Below are 25,656 nucleotides of genomic sequence, written 5' to 3' on the forward strand. Positions count from 1 at the left end.
CGATGCTCTTAACGCCTGACGCACGACGGTCAGCGCAAGAGCATCGCGCGCAGGCGCGCTCCTACATTTTTAGGGGCGATGCCGGACGAAGCCGCGCAACGTCAGGCCCGGGGACGTGACGAATGCCGTCGGCTGGGCCATACCTTCATCGGCCGCGATGAAGAGGAACTGGTCGTCGTCCAATACGTAACTGGCGGGCAGGCGCTTACCCGCGTCGTCGCCCATGCTGTCGATCCAGGTGATCGACTTCGGCTGCGTGGTCGTATCAAGCACGAAGTGTCCGGCGAGCAGCACCTCGCCGCCTTCCCGACGTACCGAGAAGGTATCGCCCTCGATGATGGTGATCGCGCCATGCCCGCTGTGGTCATCCGGAGGGTCGATGATGCCGTTCGCTTCGAGCCGAACCTGGCGCCACTGACCCTGGAGGGTGTCGAAATCGTCCATGATTTTTATGCTCAGCCGTTACGGTTCGAACCCGACAGCACGTCCACCCACACCGCGAGCACAAGGATCGCGCCCTTGATGATCATCTGCCAGGAGTTGTCGACGTCCATCAGCTGCATGCCGCTGTCGAGGCTGGCCATGACGAGGGCGCCGATCAGCGCGCCGTAGACCGTGCCGGAACCGCCGCGCATCGACGTGCCGCCGATGAAACAGGCGGAGATGGCGTCCAGCTCGCCGCCGGTACCGGCGGAGGGCGAACCCGAACCGGTGCGGGCCACGGTGATGATGCCGGCGAAGGCGCACATCAGGCCCATCAGCGCGAACACGACCAGCTTGACCCGGGCGACGTTGACGCCCGAGAGGCGCGTCGCTTCCATGTTGCCGCCGACCGCGTAGATATGGCGACCGAACACGGTCTGGGTCGAAACGTAGGTGAACACGGCCAGCAGGCCGAGCAGGATCATCACCGGAATGGGAATGCCGTTGGCGTCGTTGAGCGTGCGCACGAAGCCGAAGATGACCGCGCCGATGGCGACCAGCTTGACCGCATCGACCCAGACCGCGCCCTGCTGCAGACCGAGCTTGCCCCGACGCATGCGCCGGCGGACGGTCAGCGCGACCATGGCAAGGAAGATGATGCCGCCGATCCAGCGCGACATCGCCACCGGGACGAAGCCCTGGCCGAGCTGGATGAGGTCATCCGGCGCTGGCGCGATGGTGGAGCTGCCGGTGATGTAAAGCACGATGCCGCGGAAAGCCAGCATGCCGCCGAGACCGACGATGAACGACGGCACGCGCATCTTGGTGACCACGAAGCCGTTGAACGCACCGATAAGCAAGCCGAGCACCAGCACGGCGCCGATGGACGTCCACGTGCCCCAGCCCTGGTTGACCGTAAGGATGGCGACCACACCACCCAGCAGGCCGAGCTGCGAGCCGATCGACAGATCGATCTCGCCCGCGATGATGACGAACACCATGCCGCAGGCAAGCATGCCGGTGATGGCCATCTGCCGGAACAGGTTGGACAGGTTGCCGGGCGTGATGAAGGCCTGGTCGGTCTTTACGTGAAAAAACACCCAGATCAGCGCGACGGCGATAAGCAGCGCGAGGATCTTGTAGCGGACGAACAGTTGCTGGATTTGCTGGGCCTGCATGGAGGAGCTTCCGTGGTGGCGCGTGGATGGGTTCGAAGGATCAGGCCGCGTGTGCGGGCCCCTCGGCGGCGTGTGAAATCGCGGCGGCGAGCACCTGCTCCTGCGTCAGACCGACGTTCTTGAAGTCGCCGCGAAGCTTGCCCTCGCCGACGACGAGAACGCGATCGCTCACGCCGAGCACCTCGGGCATCTCCGAGGAGACCATGATGATGGCGACGCCCTTGGCGGCCAGTTCGAACATCAGCTTGTAGATGTCGTACTTGGAGCCGACGTCGACGCCGCGGGTCGGCTCGTCGAGGATAAGCACCTTGGGGCCCGGCAACAGCATCTTGGTCAGGACCGCCTTCTGCTGGTTGCCGCCGGACAACCCGACGATCGCCAGTTCGGGACTGGCCGTCTTGACGCGCAGCCGCTTGATCTCGGTGTCGACCACCTGCAGCTCGGCCTGACGGTCGATCTGCCCGGCGTGCGCATAATGCGCCAGCGTGGCGAGCGTGATGTTGTCGCCCACACCCAGCAGCGGCACGATACCCTGGCGTTTACGGTCTTCCGGCACCAGCGACAGACCGGCCTTGATCGCCTGCTCGGGCGAACGGATCTTGATCGACTTGCCCTCGAGCACCAGCTCGGCCTCGTAGCGGCCGGGGTAGGCGCCGAAGATCGCCGAGACCAGTTCGGTACGACCCGCGCCCACGAGCCCGGCGATACCGACGATCTCGCCGCGACGCACTTCGAACGAGATGTCGTCGACGCGCTTGCGGTTCGGGTTGGCCACGTCCCAGCAGGTGACGTGCTTCGCCTCGAAGATCACCTCGCCGATGTCGTGGTCCATCTTCGGGAACAGGTTTTCGATCTCGCGCCCGACCATCGCGGTGATGATCGTGTGCGTGGTCATCTCGCTCATCGGCTTCGTGACGATGTGCTTGCCGTCGCGGATGACCGTGACCGTGTCGCACACGCGTGCCACTTCGTCGAGCTTGTGCGAGATGTAAACGCAGGCCACACCGTCGCGCTTGAGGTCCTCGATGATCGACAACAGCGTGTCGGTCTCGGAGGAGGTCAGCGACGACGAGGGCTCGTCGAGGATCAGCAGGCGCGCGTTTTTCGCCAGCGCCTTGGCGATCTCGAACAACTGCTGGTAGCCGCCGCCGTAGTTCATTACAGGGGCCGCTACGTTGACGTCCTTGAGCTTGAGCCGGGCGAGCAGCGCCTCGGCCTTCGCATACATGGCGTCGTAATCCATCACACCGCCGAATTTGCGGATCTCGTTGCCGAGGAAGATGTTCTCGGCGACGGAGAGCTGCGGTACCAGCATCAGCTCCTGGTGGATGATGACGATGCCGGCCGCTTCGCTGTCACGCACCGAGTGCGCCCGCAGCGGCTTGCCGTCGAACAGGATCTCGCCTTCCCACGTGCCATAGGGGTACACGCCGGAGAGGACTTTCATCAGGGTGGACTTACCTGCGCCGTTTTCTCCGCACAGGCCCACGCATTCACCGGGCCGCACGGCCAGGTCGATGCCATTGAGCGCACGCACGCCGGAGAATTCCTTGACGATCTGGCGCATCTCGAACAGGTATTCGCTCACGGTCTTCCTCACTCAAGGTGGCGCCCCGCACGAAGCGGGGCGCCCCCGATCTTACTGACCCACCTGGGCCTGGGTATAGAAGCCGTCCTTGACCACGAGATCGACGTTCTGCTTCGTCAGCAGGGTCGGGGTCAGCAGGATGGTGTTGATGTCGCCCTTGCCGTTGTTCATCTTGGAGGTGAAGTTCGGCGCCTTGCCCTGGGCGAGGTCGACCGCCAGGTTGGCGGCATCCGTGGCGATGGTCTTGATCGGCTTGTAGACCGTCATGGTCTGCGTACCGGCCTTGATCCGCTTGATCGCGGCGAGATCGGCATCCTGACCCGACACGGCGACCTTGCCGGCGAGCTTCTGGCCGTTCAGCGCGGCGATGGCACCACCCGCGGTGCCGTCGTTCGAAGCGACGATGCCCTGGATGTTGTTCTTGTTGGCGGTCAGCGCGTTTTCGATGATCGACTGCGCGTTGGAGGCCAGCCACTCGTTGGTCCACTGCTGACCGACGATCTTGATGTCGCCCTTGTCGACCAGCGGCTTGAGCACCTTCATCTGGCCTTCGCGGAGGATCTTGGCGTTGTTGTCGGTGGGCGCGCCGCCGAGCAGGAAGTAGTTGCCCTTGGGTGCGGCATTGACCACGCCCTGGGCCTGCATCTGACCGACCTTGTCGTTGTCGAACGAGATGTAGGCGTCGACGTCGGCGTTGAGGATCAGGCGGTCGTAGGAGATGACCTTGATGCCAGCCTTCTTCGCTTCGGCCACGACGGTCGTCAGAGTCTTGGCGTTGAACGGCACGATGACGATGACGTCGACCTTGCGCGAGATCAGGTTCTCGATCTGCTGGATCTGCTTCTGCTCGTTGGCATCGGCGGACTGCACCGAGACCGTGGCGCCCTTGGCTTCAGCGGCAGCCTTGAAATAATCGCGGTCCTTGGTCCAGCGCTCGACGCGCAGGTCGTCGATGGAGAAGCCGATAACCGGCTTTTCCTTGCTGGCGTGGGCCTGCGGCGCCGCGAAAATGCCGGCGCTGGCCATCGATACGGCGAGCAACGTGTATAGGGCCTTGTGCTTCATGCTCATCTCCATGCTTCTGGGTTCACCCTCTTCAGGGCGGAAATTCGTCGCCTCAGGCGGCGTCGGAATACAGCGGCTTCAAACGCTCGTACGAGCGGCGGAACAGAGGGTGACGTGTTTGAAGAAAATATGCATGACGCGCTGCATCGGGCTCGCGGACGGCGGTAACCTCCGGCATCGGACAGACCTCATCCAGCGTGGCTTGCGGGTCTACCGCCAGGCGTGCGAGACGGGCCGCGCCGAGCGCCGGGCCGACTTCGCCACCGGCGCGCAACACCAGCTTCTTGCCCAGAATGTCGGCCAGCATCTGAGTCCAGTAGGCACTACGCGAGCCGCCGCCGATGACCGTGATCTCGTCGGCCACCAGGCCGGTCGACTCGACCGCCAGCAAGCCGTCGAGCAGACCCAGGCCGACGCCCTCGAGCGTGGCGTTGGCGAGATCCGCGCGCAGCGTGCCCGGACCCAGGTTGGTGAATGAGCCGCGTGCATGAGCATCGTTGTGCGGCGTGCGCTCACCCGTGAGGTAAGGCAGGAACACCGGGCCGTCGGGTTTCAGGCCGGCGGCTTCGGCCTCCGCCAGCAGTGCCGGGACATCCTTGAAGCCCGTGAGGCGGGCGGTGAAGTCCAGGCAGCTGGCCGCGTTGAGCATCACCGACATCAGGTGCCAGGTGTCCGGCAAGGCATGGCAGAAGCTGTGCACGGCCTGCTCGGGGCTGGCACGGAAACCATCGGACACCGCGAAGTACACGCCCGAGGTGCCCAGCGAGAGCATCGCCTGGCCGCTGCGGACGATACCCACGCCGACGGCACCCGCCGCGTTGTCGCCACCACCGGCGGCGACGGGCACGGTATCCATGCCCCATCGATCCGCCAGCTCCCGGCTCAGCCGTCCTGCCGGCTGGCTGCCTTCGAAGACCTCGGGCATGTGCGAGCGATCCAGGCCGGTCGCGGCGAGCATCGCATCGCTCCACTGACGCTTCTCGACATCGAGCCAGAGCGTGCCGGCCGCGTCGGAGGCATCGGTCATGTACTCACCGGTGAGCTTCAGCCGCAGGTAGTCCTTGGGCAGCAGCACCCTGGCGACCTGCGCGAAGATCTCGGGCTCGTGCTTGCGGACCCAGGCGAGCTTGGGCGCCGTGAAGCCCGGAAAAGCGACGTTGCCGGTGATCGAGCGGAAGCCCGGCACCTTTTCCAGTTCGGCACCCTCGATATCGGACCGGGTGTCGTTCCAGAGAATCGCGGGCCGCAGGATATTGTCTGACTTATCGAGAAGGGTCGCGCCATGCATCTGGCCCGAGAGACCGATGGCCGCCACGCGGCGGGCATCGGCACCCTTGAGGACATCCGTGACCGCCGCCTCGGTGGCCGCCCACCAGGCCGCGGGACCCTGCTCGGACCAGCGCGGCCTGGGATGGGACACCTCGAGCGGGCTGGACGCACTGGCCCGCACCGCCCCCGTGTCGTCGATCAGCACCGCCTTCACCGACGAGGTGCCGAGGTCGATACCGAGGTACATGCGTGCCTGTGCTTCCATCAAAACGAACTCCCTATCAGCCGTAGATATAACGGTTGACAATATTTTCGAGCAATTCCTGACCGCCGGAGACGTGCTTCGGGTGGATGTCGCGTGCGATCGCCTCGTCCGACAGGGAAGCGAGCGTGAAACCACCGTTGAGGATCTTCGCACCCAGCTCGGCATCCCAGCCAGCGTAGCGCTTCGCCTTGAAGTCGGCGAGGGCGTCGCGCTCGATCAGTTTCGCCGCGCGCTCGAGGCTCAGCGCCAGCGCGTCGATACCACCGATGTGACCGTGGAAGAGATCCTCCGCCGCGCTGCTCTGGCGACGCACCTTGGTGTCGAAGTTGTAACCGCCCGTGGTGAAGCCGCCGGCCTTGAGGATCTCATAGGTCACCAGGGTGAGCTCTTCGACACTGTTCGGGAACTGGTCGGTGTCCCAGCCGTTCTGCGGATCGCCGCGGTTGGCGTCGATCGAGCCGAACAGACCCAGCGCGATGGACGTGGCGACCTCGTGCTGAAACGAATGGCCGGCCAGCGTGGCGTGGTTGGCTTCGAGGTTGGTCTTGACCTCGTTTTCCAGACCGAAGTCCTTGAGGAAGCCGTACACCGTGGCGCTGTCGTAGTCGTACTGGTGCTTGGTGGGCTCCTGCGGCTTCGGCTCGATCAGGATCGTGCCCTTGAAGCCGAGCTTGTGCTTGTGTTCGACGACCATCTGGAAGAACCGGCCCAGCTGCGCGCGCTCGCGCTTGAGGTCGGTGTTGAGCAGGGTCTCGTAACCTTCGCGGCCACCCCAAAGCACGTAGTTCTCACCGCCGAGGCGATGCGTAGCTTCCATGGCATGACGGACCTGCGTCGCGGCGTAGGCGAACACTTCCGGCTGCGGATTGGTCGCGGCGCCGGCGGCGTAGCGCGGGTTGCTGAACACGTTGGCCGTGCCCCAGAGCAGCTTCACGCCGGTTTCGGCCTGCTTCTTCTCGAGCACGTCGACCATCGCGGCGAAGTTGTTCCGGTATTCGGCGAGGTTCGCGCCTTCCGGTGCCACGTCGGTGTCGTGGAAGGTGTAGAACGGCGTGCCGAGGCGGGAAAAGAAGTCGAAGGCGGCGTCGGCTTTCTCACGCGCCTTCTCCAGCGGGTCGCCCGCGGTCTGCCAGGGACGCTCGAACGTGCCGGCACCGAAGACGTCCGAGCCCGGCCACACGAAGGTGTGCCAGTAGCAGACGGCGAGACGCAGGTGCTCGGCCATGCTCTTGCCAAGGATCTGCTTCTTCGCATCGTAGTGATGGAAGGCGAGCGGATTGTCCGACTGCGGACCTTCGTAGGCGATCTTCGGAATGTGCGAAAAGTACGACATAACAAATCCTTGACAAACAGGGGGGCGAATTCCGTCGATGCTGACGATCCGGGGGCATACCGCGCAATTGCGATTTCAGTCGCCACCCCGGTACTTTTCTTTGCCGCGGTGCGTCATGGCCGGGAGCGCGGATTCCTGCTAGTTTTCGCCGCCATGGCACCGCACCGCATCGCCCTGCTTTTCAATGCCAACAAGGTGTATGACCGTCAGGTCATCGCCGGGATTGGGCATTACCTCAACAGCACGCGGGTAGAGTGGGACCTCTTCATGGAAGAGGACTTCCGCAGCCGGATGCGCGACATCCACGATTTCCAGGGCGACGGCGTCATCGCCGACTTCGACGACCCCGACGCCCCGGATGCGTTGCGCGACCTGCACATCCCCGTGGTGGCCGTCGGCGGCTCTTACCACGACGCTTCCGCCTATCCGGCGGGCGTTCCCTATATCGCCACCGACAATGCGCGCCTCGTGCGGCTGGCCTATGACCACCTGATCGAACAGGGCCTCACGCGCTTCGCCTTCTATGGCATCCCCCCGAGCCCGGGCAGCCGCTGGGCGCAGGAGCGCGAACGCGCCTTCGAGGCCATCGTTCGCGAGGAATCCATCGACGGCGTCGTCTACGAAGGCTCCCCCACCAGTGCAGGTGGCTGGGGCCACGCGGTGGAGGAACTGATCACGTGGCTGGCCGAGCTGCCCAAGCCCATCGGCATCATCGCCGTGACCGACGCCCGTGCGCGCCAGCTCCTGCAGGCCTGCGTCATGGGCGGCTTCGCGGTACCGGAGCAGATCGCGATCGTCGGTATCGACAACGACCCGATGGCCCAGCTGCTCACACGCATCCCGCTGACCTCGGTGATTCAGGGTGCCGAGGAGATGGGGCGCACCGCGGCGCACCTGCTGCACCAGATGCTGCGGGGCGTGGATTGCTCGAGCTCGCGCATTCTCGTGCCACCGGTAGGCATCAACGTGCAGGTCTCGAGCCGCTTCCAGCCGATGCGCAGCCCGCACGTCATGCGCGCCAGCCACTATATCCGTCAGTACGGCTGCCTCGGCATCAAGACCGAACAGGTCGCCGACTACGTGGGCGTATCGCGGACCGTGCTCGAGGAGCATTTCAAGCGCGAGCTCAAGCAGACGGTCCACCAGGTGATCCTGAAGCACAAGCTCGACACGGCCTGCGACCTCATCGCCAACTCCGACGTGCCGCTCGCGGACATCGCGCTGCGTTGCGGCTTCACGTCGCTGCAATACATGTATGCGGTATTCCGTCGTGAGTACGACTGCACGCCGCGCCAGTACCTCGACCTCCATCGCAAGACGACGACCTGATCGCCGTCCGCAGGGAACGCTCTACCCATGCCCGTATCGAATGCCACCGCCTGGGGCCATCTCCCCGACGGCCGCCCGCTCCACCGCTGGACCCTGCGCAACGCCCGCGACGCGCAGATCGACATCACCGACCTCGGCGGCACCCTGCTCTCGTGGCAGGCGCCGGACCGCCAGGGACGCGTCGGCGACATTCTGCTCGGTCACGCCGACGCGCAGCAGTACCTCGCCTCCACGGCGTATATGGGCGCCATCGTCGGACGCTGGGCCAACCGCATACGCGGGGGACGCTTCAGCGTCGACGGCATCGACTACCGGGTGGACCGCAATGACGGCGGCAACCACCTGCACGGCGGCCACGACGGTTTTCACCTGCAGCGCTGGGATGTCGAACCGGACGGCGACGCCTTGCTGCTACGCCTCGTCTCACCCGAGGGGGATGGCGGCTTTCCGGGCGAAGTGCGGGTGACCCTGCGCGTGCAGCTGGAGGACGACGGCAGCCTCGACCTCCGCTATGAGGCGGAAAGCGATGCCCCCACGCCGCTCAGCCTCACGGCGCACCCGTACTTCAACCTCAACGACCGGCGCCCGGATATCCGCGACCACGTCATCCGTATCGACGCGGATGAGTTCCTGGCCATCGACGCGGGCGCGATCCCGGTCGGCCGCCAGCATGTCGCCGGCACGGCCTTCGACTTCCGCGAACCGGCGCCGATCGGATCGCGGCTGCACTGGCCGGACCCCCAGCTACAGCTGGTAGGGGGCTTCGATCACTGCTATATCCCGCACGCCCGTCCGGGCGAGGCGGGCCGCGTCGTCGCCGTGGTCAGCGAGCCGTCCAGCGGACGCCGCCTCACGGTGAGGACCGACCGGCCGGGGCTGCAGTTCTACAGCGGCCAGAAACTGGCCGGCCAGCCGGGCCGTCACGGGGACGCCTACGGCCCGTTTGCCGGCTTCGCGCTCGAGGCCCAGGCCTTTCCGGACCAGGTCAACGGCAGCGAGGCCGAGGGTGCGATCCTCCGGCCCGGCGTCACCTGGCGCCAGCACACCCGGTACACCGTCGATACGGACTGAAGGGCAGCGCTGGCTCCCGCCGGGTACAATGGGGGATGTCTCTTATCCAACTCCTCAATGTCGACTACAGCGTCGGCGGCCCGCTCCTGCTCGAACAGGTGAATCTCTCCCTCGACGCCGGCGAACGCGTCTGCGTCGTCGGGCGCAACGGCGCGGGCAAGTCCACCCTGCTCAAGCTCATCGCCGGCGAGATTCACGCCGAAGACGGTGAGATCCGCCTGCAGGGCGGTACGCGCATCGCGCGGCTGACGCAGGAGGTCCCGCAGGACACCACTGGCAGCGTGTTCGACGTGGTGGCCGACGGCCTTGGGGAGCTCGGTCATCTGCTCGCGCGCTATCACCATCTGCTCGAAGAGGGCGACATGGATGCCCTCGGCGACGTGCAGACGCAGATCGAGGCCCATAACGCCTGGGACCTGGACTCGCGCGTCCAGCAGGTGATCGAGCGCCTCGAGCTTCCCGCGGGCACCGACTTCGCCGACCTCTCCGGCGGCATGAAGCGTCGTGTGCTCCTGGGCCAGGCCCTGGTTCGCGACCCGAACCTCCTGCTGCTCGACGAGCCGACCAACCACCTCGATATCGAGGCGATCGCGTGGCTCGAAGGTTTCCTCAAGAGCTTCACCGGCAGCATCGTCTTCATCACCCATGACCGCAGCTTCCTGCGCGCGCTGGCGACCCGCATCGTCGAGATCGACCGCGGCAGCGTCACCAGCTGGCCGGGCGACTACGACAACTACCTGCGCCGCCGCGAAGAGCGCCTGCACGCCGAAGCCCAGGCCACCGCGCACTTCGACCGCAAGCTGGCCCAGGAAGAAGTCTGGATTCGGCAGGGCATCAAGGCACGCCGCACGCGTAACGAAGGGCGCGTTCGCGCCCTCAAGGCACTGCGTCGCGAACGTGGCGAACGTCGCGAGCAGACCGGCACCGCCAAGATCACGCTGGGCAATGCGCAGTCGTCCGGGCGCAAGGTGGTCGACGTCAAGCACGTCACCCACGGCTACGGCGGGCGTACGCTGCTGAAAGACCTTTCCACCACGATCATGCGCGGCGACCGTGTCGGCATCATGGGTCCCAACGGCGCGGGCAAATCCACGCTGCTGAAGATCCTGCTGGGCGAACTCAAACCGCAGACGGGCGAATCCACGCTCGGCACCAGCCTGCAGATCGCCTACTTCGACCAGCACCGCTCCACGCTGAACGACAGCATGAACGCGCTGGACAACGTGGCCGAAGGCCGTGAATACATCGAGCTCAATGGGCAGCGCAAGCACATCATCGGCTACCTGCAGGACTTCCTGTTCTCGCCGGAGCGTGCACGCGCGCCGATCACCCGCCTGTCCGGCGGCGAGCGCAACCGCCTGCTGCTGGCCAAGCTGTTCGCGCAGCCGTCCAACCTGCTGGTGATGGATGAACCGACCAACGACCTCGATGTCGAGACGCTGGAACTGCTCGAAGAACTGCTCAACGAATACACCGGCACCCTGCTGCTCGTGTCTCACGATCGTGACTTCATCGACAACGTCGTGACCAGCACGCTCGTGCTCGAAGACGGCGGCGACGTCGGCGAGTACATCGGCGGTTACAGCGACTGGCTGCGACAGAAGCCCGCGATCGAGGCGGCGAAGGCCGCCCATGCCGCCAGCGCGAAGCCAGCGGCACCCGCCGCGGCACCGGCAGCCGCTCCCGTCGCCGCACCGAAGAAAAAGCTGTCCTTCAAGGAACAGCGCGAGCTGGACCTGCTGCCGGCGAAGCTCGAAGAACTCGAGACGGAGATCGCGAAGCGCACCGAGGCGATGAACGACCCGAAGTATTACCAGCAGGATGCGGCCGCGATCACGCGGGCGAACGACGAACTGGCGAAGGTGCAGGCCGAGCTGGATGCGGCCTTCGCGCGCTGGGAAGAACTCGAAGGCTGAGCAGAGCCCGGCTCCCGCCGGATAGCTGCCGGTTCTCGACCGGTCAGCTACCGGCGCTGTGAATCAACCCGTGTTCTGCAGACCCTGCGACACGCCGTTGACGCAGGCCACGAGTGCGTTGAGCAACGCATCGTCCTTGCCTTCGGTGGCACGCCAGCGTCGCAGCAGGTCGACCTGCAGGAGGCTCATGGGGTCCACGTACGGGTTGCGCAGACGGATCGAGGTCGCCAGACGGGGATCGCCGGCCAGCAACTCCGAGGCGCCCTTGAGCTTCAGCACCCAGGCCGCGGTACGCTCGAACTCGGCGCGGATCATGGGGAAGAACCGTTCGTGGAGCGGCCCGGCCAGCTGCGAGAACGCTTCGGCGATGTCGATGTCGGCCTTGGCCAGCACCATCTCGACGTCGTCCAGCATGGTCGAGAAAAACGGCCACTCGCGGGCCATGTGGACCAGCGCCTCTTCGCCGCACTCCTTCGCCACCACATCGAGCGCGCCACCGAGGCCATACCAGCCGGTGAGCACCGCACGGCACTGCGTCCACGAAAAGACCCAGGGAATGGCGCGCAGATCTTCCACGCCCTTCATGCTGCGACGACGCGCCGGACGCGACCCGAGCGTCATGCGCTCGATGACGTCGATGGGCGTGGCACCGCGGAAGTAATCGACGAAGCCCTCCGTGTCCACGAAGGCACGGTACGCCTTGCGGCTCTCGTCCGACAGGCGGGCCATGACGTCCTTCCAGCCGGCCTCGCGCGCTTCGGTCTCACGCGGCCGCAGCGAGGCACGCATCACCGCACCGAGTGTCTGCTCGAGATTGCGCACCGCGAGTGCGCGAATGCCGTACTTGCGGTGGATGACCTCGCCCTGCTCGGTAACGCGCAACACGCCACCGACCGAGCCGCGCGGGGACGCCATCAGAGCGGGCGTGATGCGCGACCCACCCCGGCTCGCGGAACCTCCACGGCCGTGGAAAAAGCCGATCCGGATACCCGCCTTCGCGGCGACGTCGAGCAGTTCGACCTGCGCACGCTGCAGGCTCCACTTGGAGGCGACCGTACCGCCGTCCTTGCCGCTGTCGGAGTAACCGAGCATCACCCACTGGCGATCGCCGCGTGCCTTCAGATGGGCACGATAGACGGGATCGTCCAGCAGTGCCTGCAACGTGCTCGCGCCACCGGCGAGGTCGTCGATGGTCTCGAACAGGGGCGCGACGTCGAGCGGCACGCGACCGTCTTCGAGCAGGCCACCACGGCGTGCCAGCGCGAGTACGGCAAGTACGTCCGCCGCGGTTTCGGCCATGCTGATGATGTACAGGCCGGTCGCTTCGGTACCGTAGCGCGTGCGCGAATCGGCCAGCGTCGCAAACACGTCACGCAGCATGCCCGCGGCTTCATGGTCCTCGCCGGCGACGAAGCTGCGCTCACCCGCCGCGTACGGACGCAGGGCTTTCACCCGCGCATCGGTATCGCGGCCCGACCAGTCCGCATCGTCGAGCAGAGCCGACAGGGCTTCGTCATGCACGCGCGCGTCCTGACGCACATCCAGACGCGCGAGATGGAAACCGAACGTCCGCGCACGCCAGAGCAGGCGGCCGACGGCATACGCACCCGCGTGCCTGCCGTCGTGCTGAACCAGGCTCTTTTCGATCAGGGCGATATCGTCGATGAAGGCGTCCGCATCGGGGTACGACTGCGCCTGCTCATGCAGCGTCGCTTCGAGTCGCGCCGCGACGAAGGCGAGAAAGGTGCGATACGGCATGTCCGCGTGACGGGGACGGATCCTCGCCGCGGCCTCGGGCAGGTCCTCGCGATACGTCTCCAGCCGACGCACCAGCGTGTCGTCCAGCGTCACGCGATCGTCGGTCTGGCTGAGCAGGCGGCCGAGCGCCGCCACGTCCTCCAGATAGCGCTCGAGGACCAGCGCGCGCTGCGCGGACAGCGTCGCGGCGATGGTCTCGGCGTTGACGTTGGGATTGCCGTCCATGTCGCCGCCCACCCAGGTGGCGAAGCGGAGCACCCGCGGAAGGGTCAAACCTTCGCCGTAGGTCTCGTCGATCGCCTGCTGGAGCGATTCGTACAGGGCCGGCAGCACGCGGTAGATCGGCCGCGCGATGTAGAAGCCGACATGATCGAACTCGTCCTGCACGCTGGGGCGGACCGGCGACGCTTCCGCCGTCTGCCAGCCCGACGACAACGCCATCAGGATGCGCGCATCGTCATCGCGTCGTTCCTGCGGGGTACGCGTGGGATCGAACTCGTCGACCAGCGCACGGACGATCTCCTGCTCCTTCTCGAGCAGCGAACGGCGCACCGCTTCCGTCGGGTGGGCGGTGAACACCGGCTCGACATCGAGACGGTCGAGCAAGGCACGCAGTTCGTCGCGACTCACGCCATCCCCTTTCAGGCGCGCCAGCACGGCGGCAAGCGATTCAGGCTGGGGCGCACCGCCTTCGCGCTGATAGTCGCGGCGGCGGCGGATACGGTGCACGCGCTCGGCGGTATTGACCGCCTGGAAGTAGGTGGCGAAGGCACGCGCCAGGGATTCGGCGTCGGCCGGGTCGAGGCCCGTCAACGGGTCGGCCAGGGCGTCTACCGCGGCGCCGCTGCGGCGGCGGTGGATCGCGGTGGTGCGCACATGCTCGACGCGGTCGAAGAAGGGCTGGCCGCCCTGTTCCGCCAGCATCTGACCGACGAGGGCGCCCAGTCGGCGCACGTCCTCGCGGAGGGGGTCGTCGTGGGGCAGGAATTCCGGATCGCGCGCAGCTTCCATCGGAGTCTCACGTGGGGTCGAAACCCTGAGAGTACCTAAAAAAATGTGTTCATCCCTGCATTCGGATTCCGCGATATAATCGGAAAACCGTTTTGCCCGCCGAGGGGCGCTGCGACCATGGGTCCGACCCATAGGCCAGGCTCGGCGCGGCGTCCCACCAAACGGCGCCCCCGTGAAACTTCCGGAGCTACGCCAGATGAACGCCGTTACCAAGATCAACGATGCCGACGACTTCAAGGTCCGCGATATCTCGCAGGCCGCCCTCGGCCGCCGTCGCATCCGCATGGCCGAAGAGGAAATGCCGGGCCTGATGCAGATCCGCGCCCGCTACGCCAGCGAGAAGCCGCTCAAGGGCGTCCGCCTTTCGGGCTCGCTGCATGTCACCAAGGAAACCGCCGTCCTTGCCGAGACCCTGCGCGAGCTCGGCGCCTCGGTGCGCTGGGCCTCCTGCAACATCTTCTCGACCCAGGACGACGTCGCCGCGGCCCTTGCCGACGGTGGCCTGCCGGTGTTCGCCTGGAAGGGCGAGTCGCTGGAAGAGTACTGGGAGTGCACTCTCGACATGCTGACCCACCCGGGTGAGCTCGGCCCGCAGCTGATCGTCGACGACGGTGGCGACGCCACGCTCTTCATCCATAAAGGTGTCGAGCTCGAAGACGGCAGCGACTGGGTCAACACCCCGAGCGGCAACCACGAAGAGCAGGTCATCAAGGACCTGGTCAAGAAGACCGCCGCCGCGCGTCCGGGCTGGTTCAAGAAGGTCGCCGCCGAGTGGCGCGGTGTCTCCGAAGAGACCACCACCGGCGTGCATCGCCTGTACCAGCTGGCCGAAGCCGGCAAGCTGCTGGTCCCGGCCATCAACGTCAACGACTCGGTCACCAAAAGCAAGTTCGACAACCTCTACGGTTGCCGCGAGTCGCTGGCCGATGGCATCAAGCGCGCCACCGACCTGATGGTCGCCGGCAAGGTCGCGGTCGTCTGCGGCTACGGTGACGTGGGCAAGGGCTGCGCGCACTCGCTGAAGGGCTTCGGCGCCCGCGTCATCGTGACCGAAATCGATCCGATCAACGCCCTCCAGGCCGCGATGGAAGGTTTTCAGGTCACCACGATCGAAGACACCCTCGGCCTCGGCGACATCTATGTCACCACCACCGGCAACAAGGACATCATCACGCTCGAGCACATGGCGGCGATGAAGAACAACGCCCTGGTCTGCAACATCGGCCACTTCGACAACGAGATCCAGATGGATCGCCTGAACGGCGCGAAGGACGTCACCCGCGAGACGATCAAGCCGCAGGTCGACCGCTACACCTTCGCCAAGGGCAACAGCATCTACATGCTGGCCGAAGGCCGCCTGGTCAACCTCGGTTGCGCCCACGGCCACCCGAGCTTCGTCATGTCGAACAGCTTCTCCAACCAGACGCTGGCGCAGATCGACCTGTGGAAGAACAAGGACACCTACGAGAAGACGGTGTATCGCCTGCCCAAGAAGCTCGACGAGGAAGTCGCCCGCCTGCACCTCGCGCAGATCGGCGTGAAGCTGACCGTGCTGACTCAGGACCAGGCCGACTACATCGGTGTACCGGTCGAAGGTCCGTACAAGCCGGATCACTACCGCTACTGATCGGCTGCGTTATCGCAAACGACGAAGGCGCCCCGCGAGGGGCGCCTTTTTTATTTTTTCACCGACAGGGGCGGCTGCTCGACCGCCGCCGGCGCGTCCCCCGGCGAACAGATGCGACCACTCGCCAGGCCCTCCACGAGCGCCTTCGCACCGTAGCGCACTCGCACCCGGGCGATCGACACACAACGACTGTCGTCGTAAACCTCGCCACTGACCCAACGCAACGGCGTCGAGGCTTCCGCGCCGGGCGCCAGCCGTACCGGCAGCACCACCGGACCGGGATGCATCCCAGCCGGCGCCTTACGCTCCGTGGCGAGGGTCTTCCCGTCGGCGTCCAGGAAGATCACCGTCGGCAGTCCCGGCAGCAGGCAGTCGGAGGAGCCCGTATTGCGCACGATCAGACGGGTGCCGCCGTGCGACATGCCGTTGAAGTTGCCGTTCTCGCCGTCCGTTCTCAGCGCCAGCGATTCCGCGCGGCAGGGTGACGCAGGGACGGTTGCGGGAGCGGCGGCGAGGGCGGTCATCGCGAGCAATGCGAGCATGGGTTGCCTCCTTGGGGGAGGCTCCCTTGTAGGAGGAAACGCTTGAACGCGGCTGCAACGGCGATTTAGCCATCTTTCCATCTGGATGGAAAGATATATACTCGGAGCACCTTTCAGGGATCCGCGTCCATGCCGGCCATCAGCTTCGAGTTCTTCCCGCCCAAGACCGACGAACAGCGCGATCAGCTCGACGCCGCGGTCAGCCGTCTCAAGGGACGCGGGCCGGACTACGTGTCCGTGACGTTCGGCGCGGGCGGCTCGACACTCAGCTACACCGACGACACGGTGAAGCGGCTGCGTGCGGATCACGGGCTCTCGGTGGCCCCTCACCTCTCCTGCATGGGCGGGACGAAGGCGGAAATCGGCGCGCTGCTGGACACGTACAAGGCATCAGGCTGCCGACGCATCGTTGCGCTGCGCGGCGACCTGCCCTCAGGCATGGCGACGCCCGGCGACTTTCGCTACGCGGCGGAACTGGTCGGCTTCATCCGCGAACACAGCGGCGATCATTTCCACATCGAAGTCGCCGCCTACCCCGAAACCCATCCCCAGGCCGAGAATGCCCTGGCCGATCTTCGCCATTTCAAGACCAAGGTGGACGCAGGCGCGGACGGCGCCATCACGCAGTACTTCTTCAATGCCGACGCGTACTTTCGTTTCGTCGACGACGTGACCCGCCTCGGCGTCAAGGTGCCGGTCGTTCCGGGCATCATGCCGATCGCGAACTTCAGCCAGCTGCGTCGGTTCTCGGAGCAGTGCGGCGCGGAGATTCCCCGCTGGATCGTCAAGCGCATGCAGGCGCATGGCGACGATGCCGCCGCGGTGCGCGAGCTCGGCGCCGATGTGGTCGCGGAGCTTTGCCGTCGACTGCTCGAGGGCGGCGCGCCGGGTCTGCACTTCTACACGATCAACCGCGCGCGCGCGACGACGTCGGTACTCGATCGCCTGTAGAGCCCGGCGAGCGGCGGGTCTTCTATACTCGAAGCCTTCGAGCTCATCAGGAATCCCGCATGCGCGCATGCGTCATGTTCGCCACCGAAACCTATGCCTTGCCGATCCTGAGGCCACTGGCTGCGGCGGCGGTGGCGCGCGGCGTCCAGGTTCGCTGGCTGGTGACCGACGCGGTGGCGCAGCGACTGACCGTCGACGAGCAGCGCCTGCGCAACATGGCCGACATACGCGCCTTTTCGCCGGACGCGACATTCTGCGCGGCGAACTGGGCGCCCCCCGGTGTCCCCGGTCTCAAGGTCCAGGTATTCCACGGTTTCAACGCCAACAAGCGTGAGCCCGACCGCGGGCATTTCGCCATTCGTGGGTTTTTCGACCTGTACACGACGCAAGGCCCGGCGACCACGCTTCCGTTCGAAGCGCTCGCCAGAGAACACGGCCATTTCGCAGTGGTCGAAACCGGCTGGCCCAAACTCGATCCCTTGTTCGCCGGGAACGTCGCCCATCCGATCGAGCGCGACGCACGGCCACTCATCATGTTCGCTTCGACGTTCAGCCACCGACTGAGCTGCGCACCGGCGATGCTCGACACGCTGCGCACACTCATCGCGCGTAACGACCGCCAGTGGTTGCTGACGCTTCACCCTAAATCGGATCCCGGGCTGATCCGCGCCTACCAGGCGCTCGAGGCCTCCAATGCGCGCTTCATGGACTCGGAACGCCTGGTCGATATGGAGCGCGCCGCCGACATGCTCGTGTGCGACACGTCGTCGGTGATCCACGAATTCGCGGTACAGAACAAACCCGTCGTCACCATCGCCAACCGTCGGCCCGAGCCTTTCATGCTTGACGTTGCCACGCCCGGCGACGTGGACGCGGCCATCGATCTCGCGCTTTCGAAGCCGCCGTCACTGATGGCGGCGATCCAGGCCCATGGTGACGACATCCATCCCTACCGCGATGGCCGCTCCAGCGAACGCGTGCTCGACGCGACGGATGCGATGATCGCCGCCGGCAAGGCGAAACTGCACCGCAAGCCGCTCAATCTGGTCAGACGCTACAAGGCGTGGCGCGACCGCGCGTCGCTGTTCCCGGCCTGATCCTCAGGGCTTGAAACCTTTCTGCAGCAGATACTGCTTGAGATATTTGCGGCGCACGTACTCGACACGAAGCAGCGCATAGACAAGACCGCGCCACCCGTCGAGAAAGCCGCCGCGGAAGACGTAGCCCTTGAGGAAACGGAACATCGGACTCAACACGATCTGCGCGAGCCCGGTGCGCTTGTTTTTCGCGAAGGCTTCTTCCGCCATCAGGTGCGCGTAGCGTTCCTGCTTGGCAAGCATCGCCGACAGCGAGCGGTATGGATCGTGATCCAGCCAACCGTCGATGGCGCGCGTCTCGCCCCTGACGACGACGGATTCGTGAATCTCCCGCGCGCCGTGCCAGCCGGCCTTGCGGCGGTCGAAAAGACGCACGACACGATCCGAGCCCGCATTGCCGTACTTCATCACCTTGCCGAGGAAGCGGTTGCGGCGAACGATGCGAAAGGCGGCCGTATCGCCGAAGCCCTCGGCAAAACGTTTTTCCAGGGCCGCACGCAGGCCAGGGTCGACGCACTCGTCGGCATCCAGGCACAGGACCCATTCGTGCCGGGCGGCAGCGACGGCAAAGTCCTTCTGCGTGCGAAACCCGTCGAAGGGGCGATGAATCACCCGGGCACCCGCGGACTCCGCGAGGGCCACCGTGTCGTCGGTCGAGCCGCCATCCACCACGACCAGATCGTCGCAGAACGACGCCGAGGTCAGGCAGGCGACGATGCGATCGGCTTCATTCTGCGCGATGACGCAGACGGAAATCGGCAGACGCGTGGCGTCGGGGGAGCGCTGGGCCATGGACTCGGTGGGGGGCTTGAGAAGCGCCTACTCTACCAAACCGGGGCCGCGGCTCCCGATAGCGTGCTCGCCGTCACCCTCCGTGGAGTCGCCGTCACCGATGATGGCGCACCCCGACCATGCGTGCCTGCCGTGATCCGCGCCCTCCTTCTGCTGGCCCTGCTTCTGCTCGCCCTCCCCGCTTCGGCGCAGACGGAGATTCACCGTTGCGTCGGCGCCGACGGGCGTCCCGCGTTCAGTGACCAGCCCTGCGCGAGCATCGGCGCGACATCCGTGCTGCCGCCTGCCAGTGCCCCTGCCTTCGCCTCGACCACGGGCGATTCGGCGGCCGGTCCGTCCGGCCCGTCGGCCGGGCTGCTCTGCGCGAAAAACCTGGCCGACCTGCGCCAGGGGATAAGCCAGGCGTTTGCGACCCGCAATGCCAACCGCATCGGCGGCCTGATTCTCTGGAATGGTTCGAGCCAGGGCGCCGTCGATGGCATCCGCGGAATCGAGTCGCTGATCCGGCAACCGCTGGTCGCACTCGAGGGCAACGAAGCCAGCGGCATCGACGCCGTGACCTCATCGCCCGGGGCCGACGCATCCACCCGCCGGGCACATTTCGACGTGGTGCGCGACGCGGGTTGCCTGTGGCTGCGGCCACCCGCCTGAGCCCTCCGGACGCGTACTGACGCAACGCGCCATGTGACCAGGGCCGCCACCCGCTATCATGAGCGGTCCCCTCCGGAGCGCTCACATGTCGCAGAACTACCCCGAATGGATCTGGCAGAACGGGCAGATCAAGCCCTGGCGCGATGCCACTGTCCATGTCATGGCCCACGCGCTGCACTACGGATCCTCGGTGTTCGAGGGTATCCGCAGCTATGAGACGCCGGATGGCGCGGCCATCTTCCGCCTTACGGATCATCTCAAGCGCCTGTATCTCTCGGCGAAAATCTACGATATCGAGATTCCGTACCCGATCGACGAACTGGCCGCCGCCTGCCGCGACGTCGTCAAGAAGAACGATCTTCGCGCCGCCTACCTCCGTCCGGTGGCCTTCCGCGGCCTGGGTGGTTTCGGGCTGTCTGCCGACTGCCCGACCGACGTCGCCGTGGCGACCTGGCCGATGGGCCCCTACCTCGGACCCGAGGCGCTCGAAAACGGCATCGACGCCTGCGTTTCCAGCTGGCAGCGTTTTGCACCCAACACGATTCCGGCAGGTGCCAAAGCCGGCGGCAACTATCTGTCGGGTCAGCTGATCGCGCGTGAAGCGCGTCGCCTCGGCTTCGGCGAAGGCATCGCGCTCGCCTCGTCGGGCCTGCTCAGCGAAGGCGCCGGTGAGAACCTGTTCCTGGTGTTCGACGGTGCGCTGCATACGACGCCCGCCAGTGCCTCCATCCTCACCGGTATCACCCGCCACACGCTGATGACCCTCGCACGCGAGGAAGGCATCGACGTGATCGAACGGGACCTGCCGCGCGAGTACCTGTACCTCGCCGACGAGATCCTCATGTGCGGTACCGCCGCCGAAGTCACGCCGATCCGCTCGGTCGACGGCAAGAAGATCGGCACCGGCAAGGCCGGCCCGGTCACGCGTCGTCTGCAGGAGCTCTTCTTCGGCCTCTTCAGCGGCAAGACGGCCGATCGCTGGGGCTGGCTCGAGAAGCTTTGATGCGTCGCGCGCAAGGCGCGCTCCTACCCTTGTAGGAGCGCGCCTTGCGCGCGATTTTCTTCAGTTGCAGAAGCCGTTCGGGAACGCGGACGAGCGATAGGCGTACAGCCAGCTCGTCTTGCCGCCGTCGTTGGCGATGTTCCAGTTGTTGCCGATCGAACCCAGTGCGGTGTTCAGCACCTGCGAGCGCTGCAACACCGGCGTGGTGAAGTACTTGTCCTCGTCCGCTTCGACGCGGAACGACAGCTCGGCCAGTGCGGGCGTCGCCGCACCGTCGATGTACCACAGGGTCAGTGCGAACTCCGCCTTCGACTGTCCGAGATCCGATTCCGGACCGTCGTATTCCTGCTGCGTCACCGTCACGCCGGCCACCTTCGACAGTGTCGACGACGAAAGCGACGACAGCGCCGAGGCACCAGGGAACTGCTTGATGAGATCCGCCACCGTAGCCGGCGTCGTCGTCGCGTCCTGCTTGGTCGAATGCGCGAGCACCAGACTACCGGGCGTCACATCGGTTTCCAGCTTCGTCGACGTGTTCTTGCCCGCGCCGGAGACGTCGGTCCAGTACGAGAGCTCTTCGTCCGGGTGACGGAACTTGAACTGGATGTCCGAGTGGTCGCCGGCACGCGTGCGGACCGAGTAGCCGGCCTTCATCAGCGAACAGCTTTTCGCCGTGTCGTAATAGGCCAGCGTATCGCGGTCGCCGGCGCTGAAGTTTCCGGTGACGGTCTTATCGAAGCCGAGCGCACTGAGACGCGTCGAGAGGTTCTGCAGCAGCGTCGCCGCAGCCGTCGATGGATTGCTCGCGAAGCGCGAGGGGTCGATCAGCACCTTGTACTCCTTGCTGTCGACGTAGGCCGGGGTATTGGCGTGGCTGGCGACGGAGCCCAGCAGGAGGCTCGCCGAGAGCAGCGAGAGAACCGTACGTTTCATCATGCGCGTGACCCTTACTTGTGGTGAGGAGCGGTGTTGGAACGCATGCCCGGCAACGTCAGCCGGTACACGAGGATGCGATTGTCGTTATCGATGTCGGAATCGCAGCGCTGGCCATCCATGACGCAGTGCTTCGCGATGAAGTCGTTATCGTTGCCGACCAGCAGGAACCAGTCGTCCGGATGCGACGCGTCGAGCGCGGGAACGAGGTCCATCGCTTCCCACTTCTCCGAGATCTGCGCCTTGCCCGACTCGCCGGCATGGATGCCCAGACCGAAGCGCGCGAGATCCGCCGGATCGATCAGGTTGATGAATGACTTCCACGTGACCGCGCGAATGTCGGCACGCAACACACCGCCCTCGCCCAGCACGGAGGCCGTGCCCGTCTCGTAGAGGGTGCCGGCGAGGTTACTGGCATCCGTCGTGTCGACCAGCAGCACGCTCTTGAAGACGATGGGCTTGCCGCCGTCCGCACCGTACCCACTGCCGTCGCGCGCGAGCATCAGGAAGCGGTGATCGTCCAGCACACGGATCTCGCTCTGCGCGGCCGTCCGGTTGGGAGCCCCTCCATGCCCGGTGTCGTCGTAGGAAGGCAGGCGAACGACGTAGTGGCCGATGGGCGATTTCGGTACCGCCGAGTGGCTGACGTCATAAACGAGTACGCGGGTCAGCGTGCGCCCGGACGCATCGCCGGGCGCGCTGTCCTGCACGAGGGCACTCTGCAAGACGACGAAGAGGCGCGTGCCATCCGGTGACAGTGCCATGCCCTCGACACCCTGATTGTTGCGCCGCCCCGAGGCCGGCGGCATCAGCGACGTAAAGTCGGGCCGACCCTGCGCATCGAGCGGACGCACCGCCTTCGGCGGCACGAGGATCCCCGTCAGCTTGCCCTGCCTGTCGAAGCGGTAGACGTTGGCCGCGTATTCGTCGCCGATGTAGAAGCCGCCGTCGCGGGTGAACTGCAACGATTCCGCATCGAGCGAGATTTTCCCGGCGCCGATCCCTTTCTCCGGCGACGGCAACACGATGCCGTGCTCCTTGCGCAGGCCCCCGGCAGGCTCGGCACCCGTGAACGGCTTGCCGGTGAAATCGCGCAACTCGCGACCGCCATCGACGGCGAAGGAGACCGTGCCCTTCCCGGGGTCGGCTCCGTCGGCCGACGGGAGCGTCATCGTGAAGCGGAACCGATGCAGGCGCCCGCGATAATCGAAGAAGACGTTGTGCTCGGGGTCGTTACGCCCCCGGTCGGGCAAGGTCCACAGCACGCCGGTGTACGTATCGCCTTCCCGCTTCCATGTGCCTGGCTCGATCGAGAGCGACGAGAACGACCCCAGCGTGTCGCCCAGGAAATCGATCGTCCCCGCCGGAAGCGACCCGGCGGCGACCAGCCCCTGATCGACGTAGGTCATGCCGCCGACGTCGACGCTGCGAGGCAGCGGCGTCGAGGCCAGGTCGGGCACACGCACTTCGAGGGTTTGTGCCAGCGCCCCGCCGTACAGAGCCGTGGCAACGATTCCGGCGATCAGACGACGCATCAGAAGCGCACGTCCAGCGTCGCGAAGAGCTGGCGGGGCGCCGAAGCGTGGAACACGTAGGCCGTACCGGCCGGGTCGCTGGACACGAAGGCGCTCGAATCCAGGTTGCTCGCGTAGCGCTTGTCGGTCAGGTTGGTCACGTTGAGCGTCAGGCGAATGCCTTTCGCCACCGAGAACGCGCCAAAGTCGTAACCGGCCGACACGTCCCACGTGGTGAAGCCACCGAAGCCCTGATCGTTGGTGTAGGTGTAGAAGCGCTCGCCGGTGTACTTGCCACGCAGCGAGGCAAACCAGGGGCCCTGGTTCCAGTCGATCTGCGTCGCGAAGAGCTTGGTCGGCGTATCGGTCTGGATCTTGCCGCGGGTGTGTTGCACGACGCCCGCCTGGGTGTAGTCGCCGGCGTAGGTCGAGCGGTTATACGACGCGGAGTTGTACCAGCGCAGGTCGCTGGTCGGCTGCCAGACAAAGGTGGCTTCGACACCGCGGCTGTTCACCCCGCCCACGTTGTAGAAGCGGTTACCGCAGGTGGGACCGACCGGCTGACGCGAGTCGCATGGATTGTACTGAAGGAGACGATTGTCGAAACGCACGTTGTACGCCGCCAGCGACGCGGCGAAATCGTCGCGCTCCAGGCGGTAGCCCGCCTCCAGGCTGCGCGACTTCTCGGGCTTCAGATCGCCCTGACTGTTCCAGATCGACTGACTGACCGCCTGCGGGCCCAGCTTGAAGCCACCCTGGAACATGGCGATGTTCTTCGAGAAGCTGGCGAACACTTCCTGGCCCTCGGCCAGCTTGTAGCGCGCACCGAACTGCGGCAACAACGCCTTGCTCGCACTGAGCTTGCCCGTGGCGAACTGGTTGTTCGACGCCGGGTTGATCGGCGTTTTCGCCTCGCCCGGAAGCGCGTGCGCGTCCGACGTGACGTGAGGGCTCTTTACGCCGACGTCTACGGTCAGAGCATCGTCGAGGAAGCGCATCGTGTCCTGCAGGAAGGCCTGACGCGTATTCCACACGGTCCGCTGATCGAACACCCCCAGGTCGGGCTGTGTATCGACAGGTGCGCTGAGGTCGCGCGGACCCGTCACGTAGCTGCTGTAGCGCGACGCGCTGGAGACGTTGTGCTCGTACCAGACACCGCCTTCGAGGTGATGGTTGGCGAAGTCCCACGCGGCGGAAAGAATCGCCCCCGAGCGGTTGATGGTGTACAGCGTGTTGCGGAAGATGATCGGCAACTGCCGTGCTGTGCCCGGATACGAGTACGTACCGCTGTTCCAGTTATGCCCCTCACCCGCATCCTCGTGGTGGTAGACCTGCGCATGGATGGTCACGGAGTCGCTGGGAAAGAAATCGCCGGCGAGGTAATAGAGGTCGTCGCTACGCAGGATCTGGCCCGCCGTGAATGCACCGTCCGCATCCGTATCCGCGCCGCTGCGGTCGCAACGGCTCGCGTTGAACGTGGCGGCGTTGCAGTAGGCCTTGCCGAGCGCGCGCTGCCAGTTCGGGGCCGAACCGCCCCAGTCGTAGCCGAGGCCACGCGCCAGCTCGCTCTTCGACAGGTAGAAGTAGTCCGCCTGCGAGGTGCGCGACGTATCGGCGAAGCCGGTGAGGCGTGCCCAGTCGAAGTCCCACACGGCCTTGCCGTTGAACTGCTTCGTCGTCGACCCGTTGTACGCGCTCTGGTTGTTCCAGAGGTCCGACGTGGTGCGCGCGCCCGAGAGGTACATCGAGAAACCGTTGTATTCGCCCGTGTCGAAGCGCGCGTACGTACGGCGGTTGGCGTCACTGCCGAAAGTCTGCGACACGCGGCCGCCCATCGTCTTCAGCGGATCGTTCGAGCTGTAAGCGATGGTACCGCCCAGGTTGCTCGTCGACGGCGTGCCGAGGTTGCCGATACCTTCGGAGAGTTCGGCACCGGCGAAGTTCTCGGAGATCAGCGCGCGGTTGATCGAAAGACCGTTGTAGTTGTTGTAGGCACTGTCGCCGAGGGGCAGGCCATCCAGCGTGTAGCCGAGGCGCGTGCCGCTGAAGCCTCGCAGACTCAGCGTCATCGACTGCTCGTTCGTACCCAGGGCATCGGCCGACTGCGCATTCACGCCTGGCAGCGTGTTCAGCACCTTCTGCAGGCTGGTGCCAGGCGGCAGCGCCTTCTGATCGGCCGTACGCAAGCGCTGCACCTGGCGTGTCTCACCGGTACCGATGACGGAGACGGTATCGAGGTCCTGTACCTTCTCACGTTTGCTGGCGGTGCCAGTCGTATCGGTCGATGACGTGGTATCGGTATCCGACGCGTAAGCAGCGGAAGCGAAGGCCATGCCGAGG

Annotated in this window: 20 protein-coding genes and 1 riboswitch; of the genes, 8 read left to right on the forward strand and 12 right to left on the reverse strand. The window is 65.6% G+C overall.

Annotated elements, in window-relative coordinates:
• Positions 1-69: 69 nt before the first annotated feature.
• The 6 genes from FA85_RS07010 to xylA are packed head-to-tail and all read right to left on the reverse strand — an operon-like array spanning position 70 to position 7,121.
• The gene (locus tag FA85_RS07010) at positions 70-444 is read right to left on the reverse strand and encodes a TIGR03067 domain-containing protein (RefSeq protein WP_036110356.1); all 375 of its coding nucleotides are present in this window, start codon (positions 442-444) and stop codon (positions 70-72) included.
• 11 nt (positions 445-455) lie between these two features.
• The gene (locus FA85_RS07015) at positions 456-1,601 is read right to left on the reverse strand and encodes a sugar ABC transporter permease (protein WP_051943303.1); all 1,146 of its coding nucleotides are present in this window, start codon (positions 1,599-1,601) and stop codon (positions 456-458) included.
• A 40-nt stretch (positions 1,602-1,641) separates the two neighbouring features.
• Positions 1,642-3,189, reverse strand: coding sequence for a xylose ABC transporter ATP-binding protein (locus FA85_RS07020; RefSeq protein WP_036110353.1), 1,548 nt, complete (start codon positions 3,187-3,189; stop codon positions 1,642-1,644).
• Between the two features lie 51 nt (positions 3,190-3,240).
• Positions 3,241-4,254, reverse strand: coding sequence for a D-xylose ABC transporter substrate-binding protein (gene xylF / locus FA85_RS07025; protein ID WP_239739759.1), 1,014 nt, complete (start codon positions 4,252-4,254; stop codon positions 3,241-3,243).
• A 52-nt stretch (positions 4,255-4,306) separates the two neighbouring features.
• Positions 4,307-5,788 (reverse strand): xylulokinase, encoded by a 1,482-nt coding sequence (gene xylB / locus FA85_RS07030; RefSeq protein ID WP_343122849.1) that lies wholly within the window; start codon positions 5,786-5,788, stop codon positions 4,307-4,309.
• Between the two features lie 16 nt (positions 5,789-5,804).
• Complete coding sequence (gene xylA, locus FA85_RS07035) at positions 5,805-7,121, reverse strand: xylose isomerase (RefSeq protein ID WP_036110348.1); 1,317 nt, start codon at positions 7,119-7,121, stop codon at positions 5,805-5,807.
• 153 nt (positions 7,122-7,274) lie between these two features.
• Between xylA and FA85_RS07040 the strand changes: the two genes are divergently transcribed.
• The 3 genes from FA85_RS07040 to FA85_RS07050 are packed head-to-tail and all read left to right on the forward strand — an operon-like array spanning position 7,275 to position 11,437.
• Positions 7,275-8,450 carry a XylR family transcriptional regulator gene (locus FA85_RS07040; protein ID WP_036110347.1) on the forward strand — a complete coding sequence of 392 codons (1,176 nt, stop codon included), beginning with the start codon at positions 7,275-7,277 and terminating at the stop codon, positions 8,448-8,450.
• A gap of 27 nt (positions 8,451-8,477) precedes the next feature.
• A complete protein-coding gene (locus FA85_RS07045; RefSeq protein WP_036110346.1) occupies positions 8,478-9,521 on the forward strand; it encodes an aldose epimerase family protein in 1,044 nt (347 codons plus the stop codon).
• A gap of 35 nt (positions 9,522-9,556) precedes the next feature.
• Positions 9,557-11,437: an ATP-binding cassette domain-containing protein gene (locus FA85_RS07050; RefSeq protein ID WP_036110344.1), complete on the forward strand. Its 1,881-nt coding sequence runs from the start codon at positions 9,557-9,559 to the stop codon at positions 11,435-11,437.
• Positions 11,438-11,500: 63 nt separating this feature from the next.
• Here FA85_RS07050 and ppc read toward each other — a convergent pair whose 3' ends face one another.
• On the reverse strand, positions 11,501-14,206 hold the full coding sequence (gene ppc, locus FA85_RS07055; protein ID WP_036110341.1) for a phosphoenolpyruvate carboxylase: 2,706 nt from the start codon (positions 14,204-14,206) through the stop codon (positions 11,501-11,503).
• A gap of 95 nt (positions 14,207-14,301) precedes the next feature.
• A riboswitch (S-adenosyl-L-homocysteine riboswitch) is annotated at positions 14,302-14,383 on the forward strand.
• 19 nt (positions 14,384-14,402) lie between these two features.
• On the opposite strand from ppc, the gene ahcY reads away from it, so the two are divergent.
• Entirely contained in the window at positions 14,403-15,833 is a 1,431-nt protein-coding gene (gene ahcY / locus FA85_RS07060) for an adenosylhomocysteinase (protein ID WP_036110338.1), read from the forward strand.
• Positions 15,834-15,883: 50 nt separating this feature from the next.
• Here ahcY and FA85_RS07065 read toward each other — a convergent pair whose 3' ends face one another.
• Positions 15,884-16,375 carry a DUF4232 domain-containing protein gene (locus FA85_RS07065; protein WP_051943301.1) on the reverse strand — a complete coding sequence of 164 codons (492 nt, stop codon included), beginning with the start codon at positions 16,373-16,375 and terminating at the stop codon, positions 15,884-15,886.
• A 129-nt stretch (positions 16,376-16,504) separates the two neighbouring features.
• Between FA85_RS07065 and metF the strand changes: the two genes are divergently transcribed.
• Together metF and FA85_RS07075 are read left to right on the forward strand one after the other, a co-directional pair.
• A complete protein-coding gene (gene metF / locus FA85_RS07070; RefSeq protein ID WP_036110335.1) occupies positions 16,505-17,326 on the forward strand; it encodes a methylenetetrahydrofolate reductase [NAD(P)H] in 822 nt (273 codons plus the stop codon).
• A 59-nt stretch (positions 17,327-17,385) separates the two neighbouring features.
• Positions 17,386-18,423, forward strand: coding sequence for a CDP-glycerol glycerophosphotransferase family protein (locus tag FA85_RS07075; RefSeq protein WP_036110331.1), 1,038 nt, complete (start codon positions 17,386-17,388; stop codon positions 18,421-18,423).
• Positions 18,424-18,426: 3 nt separating this feature from the next.
• Here the strand turns inward: FA85_RS07075 and FA85_RS07080 are convergent, their stop codons facing one another.
• Positions 18,427-19,215: a glycosyltransferase family 2 protein gene (locus FA85_RS07080; protein ID WP_156108683.1), complete on the reverse strand. Its 789-nt coding sequence runs from the start codon at positions 19,213-19,215 to the stop codon at positions 18,427-18,429.
• A 123-nt stretch (positions 19,216-19,338) separates the two neighbouring features.
• Here FA85_RS07080 and FA85_RS22120 point away from each other — a divergent pair, with 123 nt between their 5' ends.
• Together FA85_RS22120 and FA85_RS07090 are read left to right on the forward strand one after the other, a co-directional pair.
• Positions 19,339-19,866 carry a DUF4124 domain-containing protein gene (locus tag FA85_RS22120; RefSeq protein WP_197056497.1) on the forward strand — a complete coding sequence of 176 codons (528 nt, stop codon included), beginning with the start codon at positions 19,339-19,341 and terminating at the stop codon, positions 19,864-19,866.
• 85 nt (positions 19,867-19,951) lie between these two features.
• Positions 19,952-20,869, forward strand: a complete 918-nt coding sequence (locus FA85_RS07090; protein WP_036110328.1) for a branched-chain amino acid transaminase — start codon at positions 19,952-19,954, stop codon at positions 20,867-20,869.
• A 60-nt stretch (positions 20,870-20,929) separates the two neighbouring features.
• Here the strand turns inward: FA85_RS07090 and FA85_RS07095 are convergent, their stop codons facing one another.
• Genes FA85_RS07095 through FA85_RS07105 form a run of 3 tightly spaced genes read right to left on the reverse strand, consistent with a single transcriptional unit; the run spans position 20,930 to position 25,649 of the window.
• Complete coding sequence (locus FA85_RS07095) at positions 20,930-21,805, reverse strand: hypothetical protein (RefSeq protein WP_036110324.1); 876 nt, start codon at positions 21,803-21,805, stop codon at positions 20,930-20,932.
• Positions 21,806-21,816: 11 nt separating this feature from the next.
• The gene (locus tag FA85_RS07100) at positions 21,817-23,337 is read right to left on the reverse strand and encodes an esterase-like activity of phytase family protein (RefSeq protein WP_156108682.1); all 1,521 of its coding nucleotides are present in this window, start codon (positions 23,335-23,337) and stop codon (positions 21,817-21,819) included.
• Positions 23,337-25,649 (reverse strand): TonB-dependent receptor, encoded by a 2,313-nt coding sequence (locus FA85_RS07105; RefSeq protein ID WP_051944180.1) that lies wholly within the window; start codon positions 25,647-25,649, stop codon positions 23,337-23,339. Before FA85_RS07105 ends, FA85_RS07100 begins: the two co-directional genes overlap by 1 nt.
• Positions 25,650-25,656: the final 7 nt, after the last annotated feature.

This window comes from Luteibacter mycovicinus, assembly GCF_000745235.1.
Taxonomy (GTDB): domain Bacteria; phylum Pseudomonadota; class Gammaproteobacteria; order Xanthomonadales; family Rhodanobacteraceae; genus Luteibacter; species Luteibacter mycovicinus.

What these genes read in the sequence shown, in the direction of transcription:
- xylA (WP_036110348.1), bottom strand. Translation starts at nt 7,121, where the DNA reads ATGTCGTACTTTTCGCACATTCCGAAGATCGCCTACGAAGGTCCGCAG.
- FA85_RS07010 (WP_036110356.1), bottom strand. Translation starts at nt 444, where the DNA reads ATGGACGATTTCGACACCCTCCAGGGTCAGTGGCGCCAGGTTCGGCTC.
- FA85_RS07090 (WP_036110328.1), top strand. Translation starts at nt 19,952, where the DNA reads ATGTCGCAGAACTACCCCGAATGGATCTGGCAGAACGGGCAGATCAAG.
- FA85_RS07040 (WP_036110347.1), top strand. Translation starts at nt 7,275, where the DNA reads ATGGCACCGCACCGCATCGCCCTGCTTTTCAATGCCAACAAGGTGTAT.
- FA85_RS07080 (WP_156108683.1), bottom strand. Translation starts at nt 19,215, where the DNA reads ATGGCCCAGCGCTCCCCCGACGCCACGCGTCTGCCGATTTCCGTCTGC.
- FA85_RS07045 (WP_036110346.1), top strand. Translation starts at nt 8,478, where the DNA reads ATGCCCGTATCGAATGCCACCGCCTGGGGCCATCTCCCCGACGGCCGC.
- metF (WP_036110335.1), top strand. Translation starts at nt 16,505, where the DNA reads ATGCCGGCCATCAGCTTCGAGTTCTTCCCGCCCAAGACCGACGAACAG.
- FA85_RS07050 (WP_036110344.1), top strand. Translation starts at nt 9,557, where the DNA reads ATGTCTCTTATCCAACTCCTCAATGTCGACTACAGCGTCGGCGGCCCG.
- xylF (WP_239739759.1), bottom strand. Translation starts at nt 4,254, where the DNA reads ATGAAGCACAAGGCCCTATACACGTTGCTCGCCGTATCGATGGCCAGC.
- xylB (WP_343122849.1), bottom strand. Translation starts at nt 5,788, where the DNA reads ATGGAAGCACAGGCACGCATGTACCTCGGTATCGACCTCGGCACCTCG.
- ahcY (WP_036110338.1), top strand. Translation starts at nt 14,403, where the DNA reads ATGAACGCCGTTACCAAGATCAACGATGCCGACGACTTCAAGGTCCGC.
- FA85_RS07095 (WP_036110324.1), bottom strand. Translation starts at nt 21,805, where the DNA reads ATGATGAAACGTACGGTTCTCTCGCTGCTCTCGGCGAGCCTCCTGCTG.
- ppc (WP_036110341.1), bottom strand. Translation starts at nt 14,206, where the DNA reads ATGGAAGCTGCGCGCGATCCGGAATTCCTGCCCCACGACGACCCCCTC.
- FA85_RS07075 (WP_036110331.1), top strand. Translation starts at nt 17,386, where the DNA reads ATGCGCGCATGCGTCATGTTCGCCACCGAAACCTATGCCTTGCCGATC.
- FA85_RS07105 (WP_051944180.1), bottom strand. Translation starts at nt 25,649, where the DNA reads ATGGCCTTCGCTTCCGCTGCTTACGCGTCGGATACCGATACCACGTCA.
- FA85_RS07100 (WP_156108682.1), bottom strand. Translation starts at nt 23,337, where the DNA reads ATGCGTCGTCTGATCGCCGGAATCGTTGCCACGGCTCTGTACGGCGGG.
- FA85_RS07065 (WP_051943301.1), bottom strand. Translation starts at nt 16,375, where the DNA reads ATGCTCGCATTGCTCGCGATGACCGCCCTCGCCGCCGCTCCCGCAACC.
- FA85_RS07015 (WP_051943303.1), bottom strand. Translation starts at nt 1,601, where the DNA reads ATGCAGGCCCAGCAAATCCAGCAACTGTTCGTCCGCTACAAGATCCTC.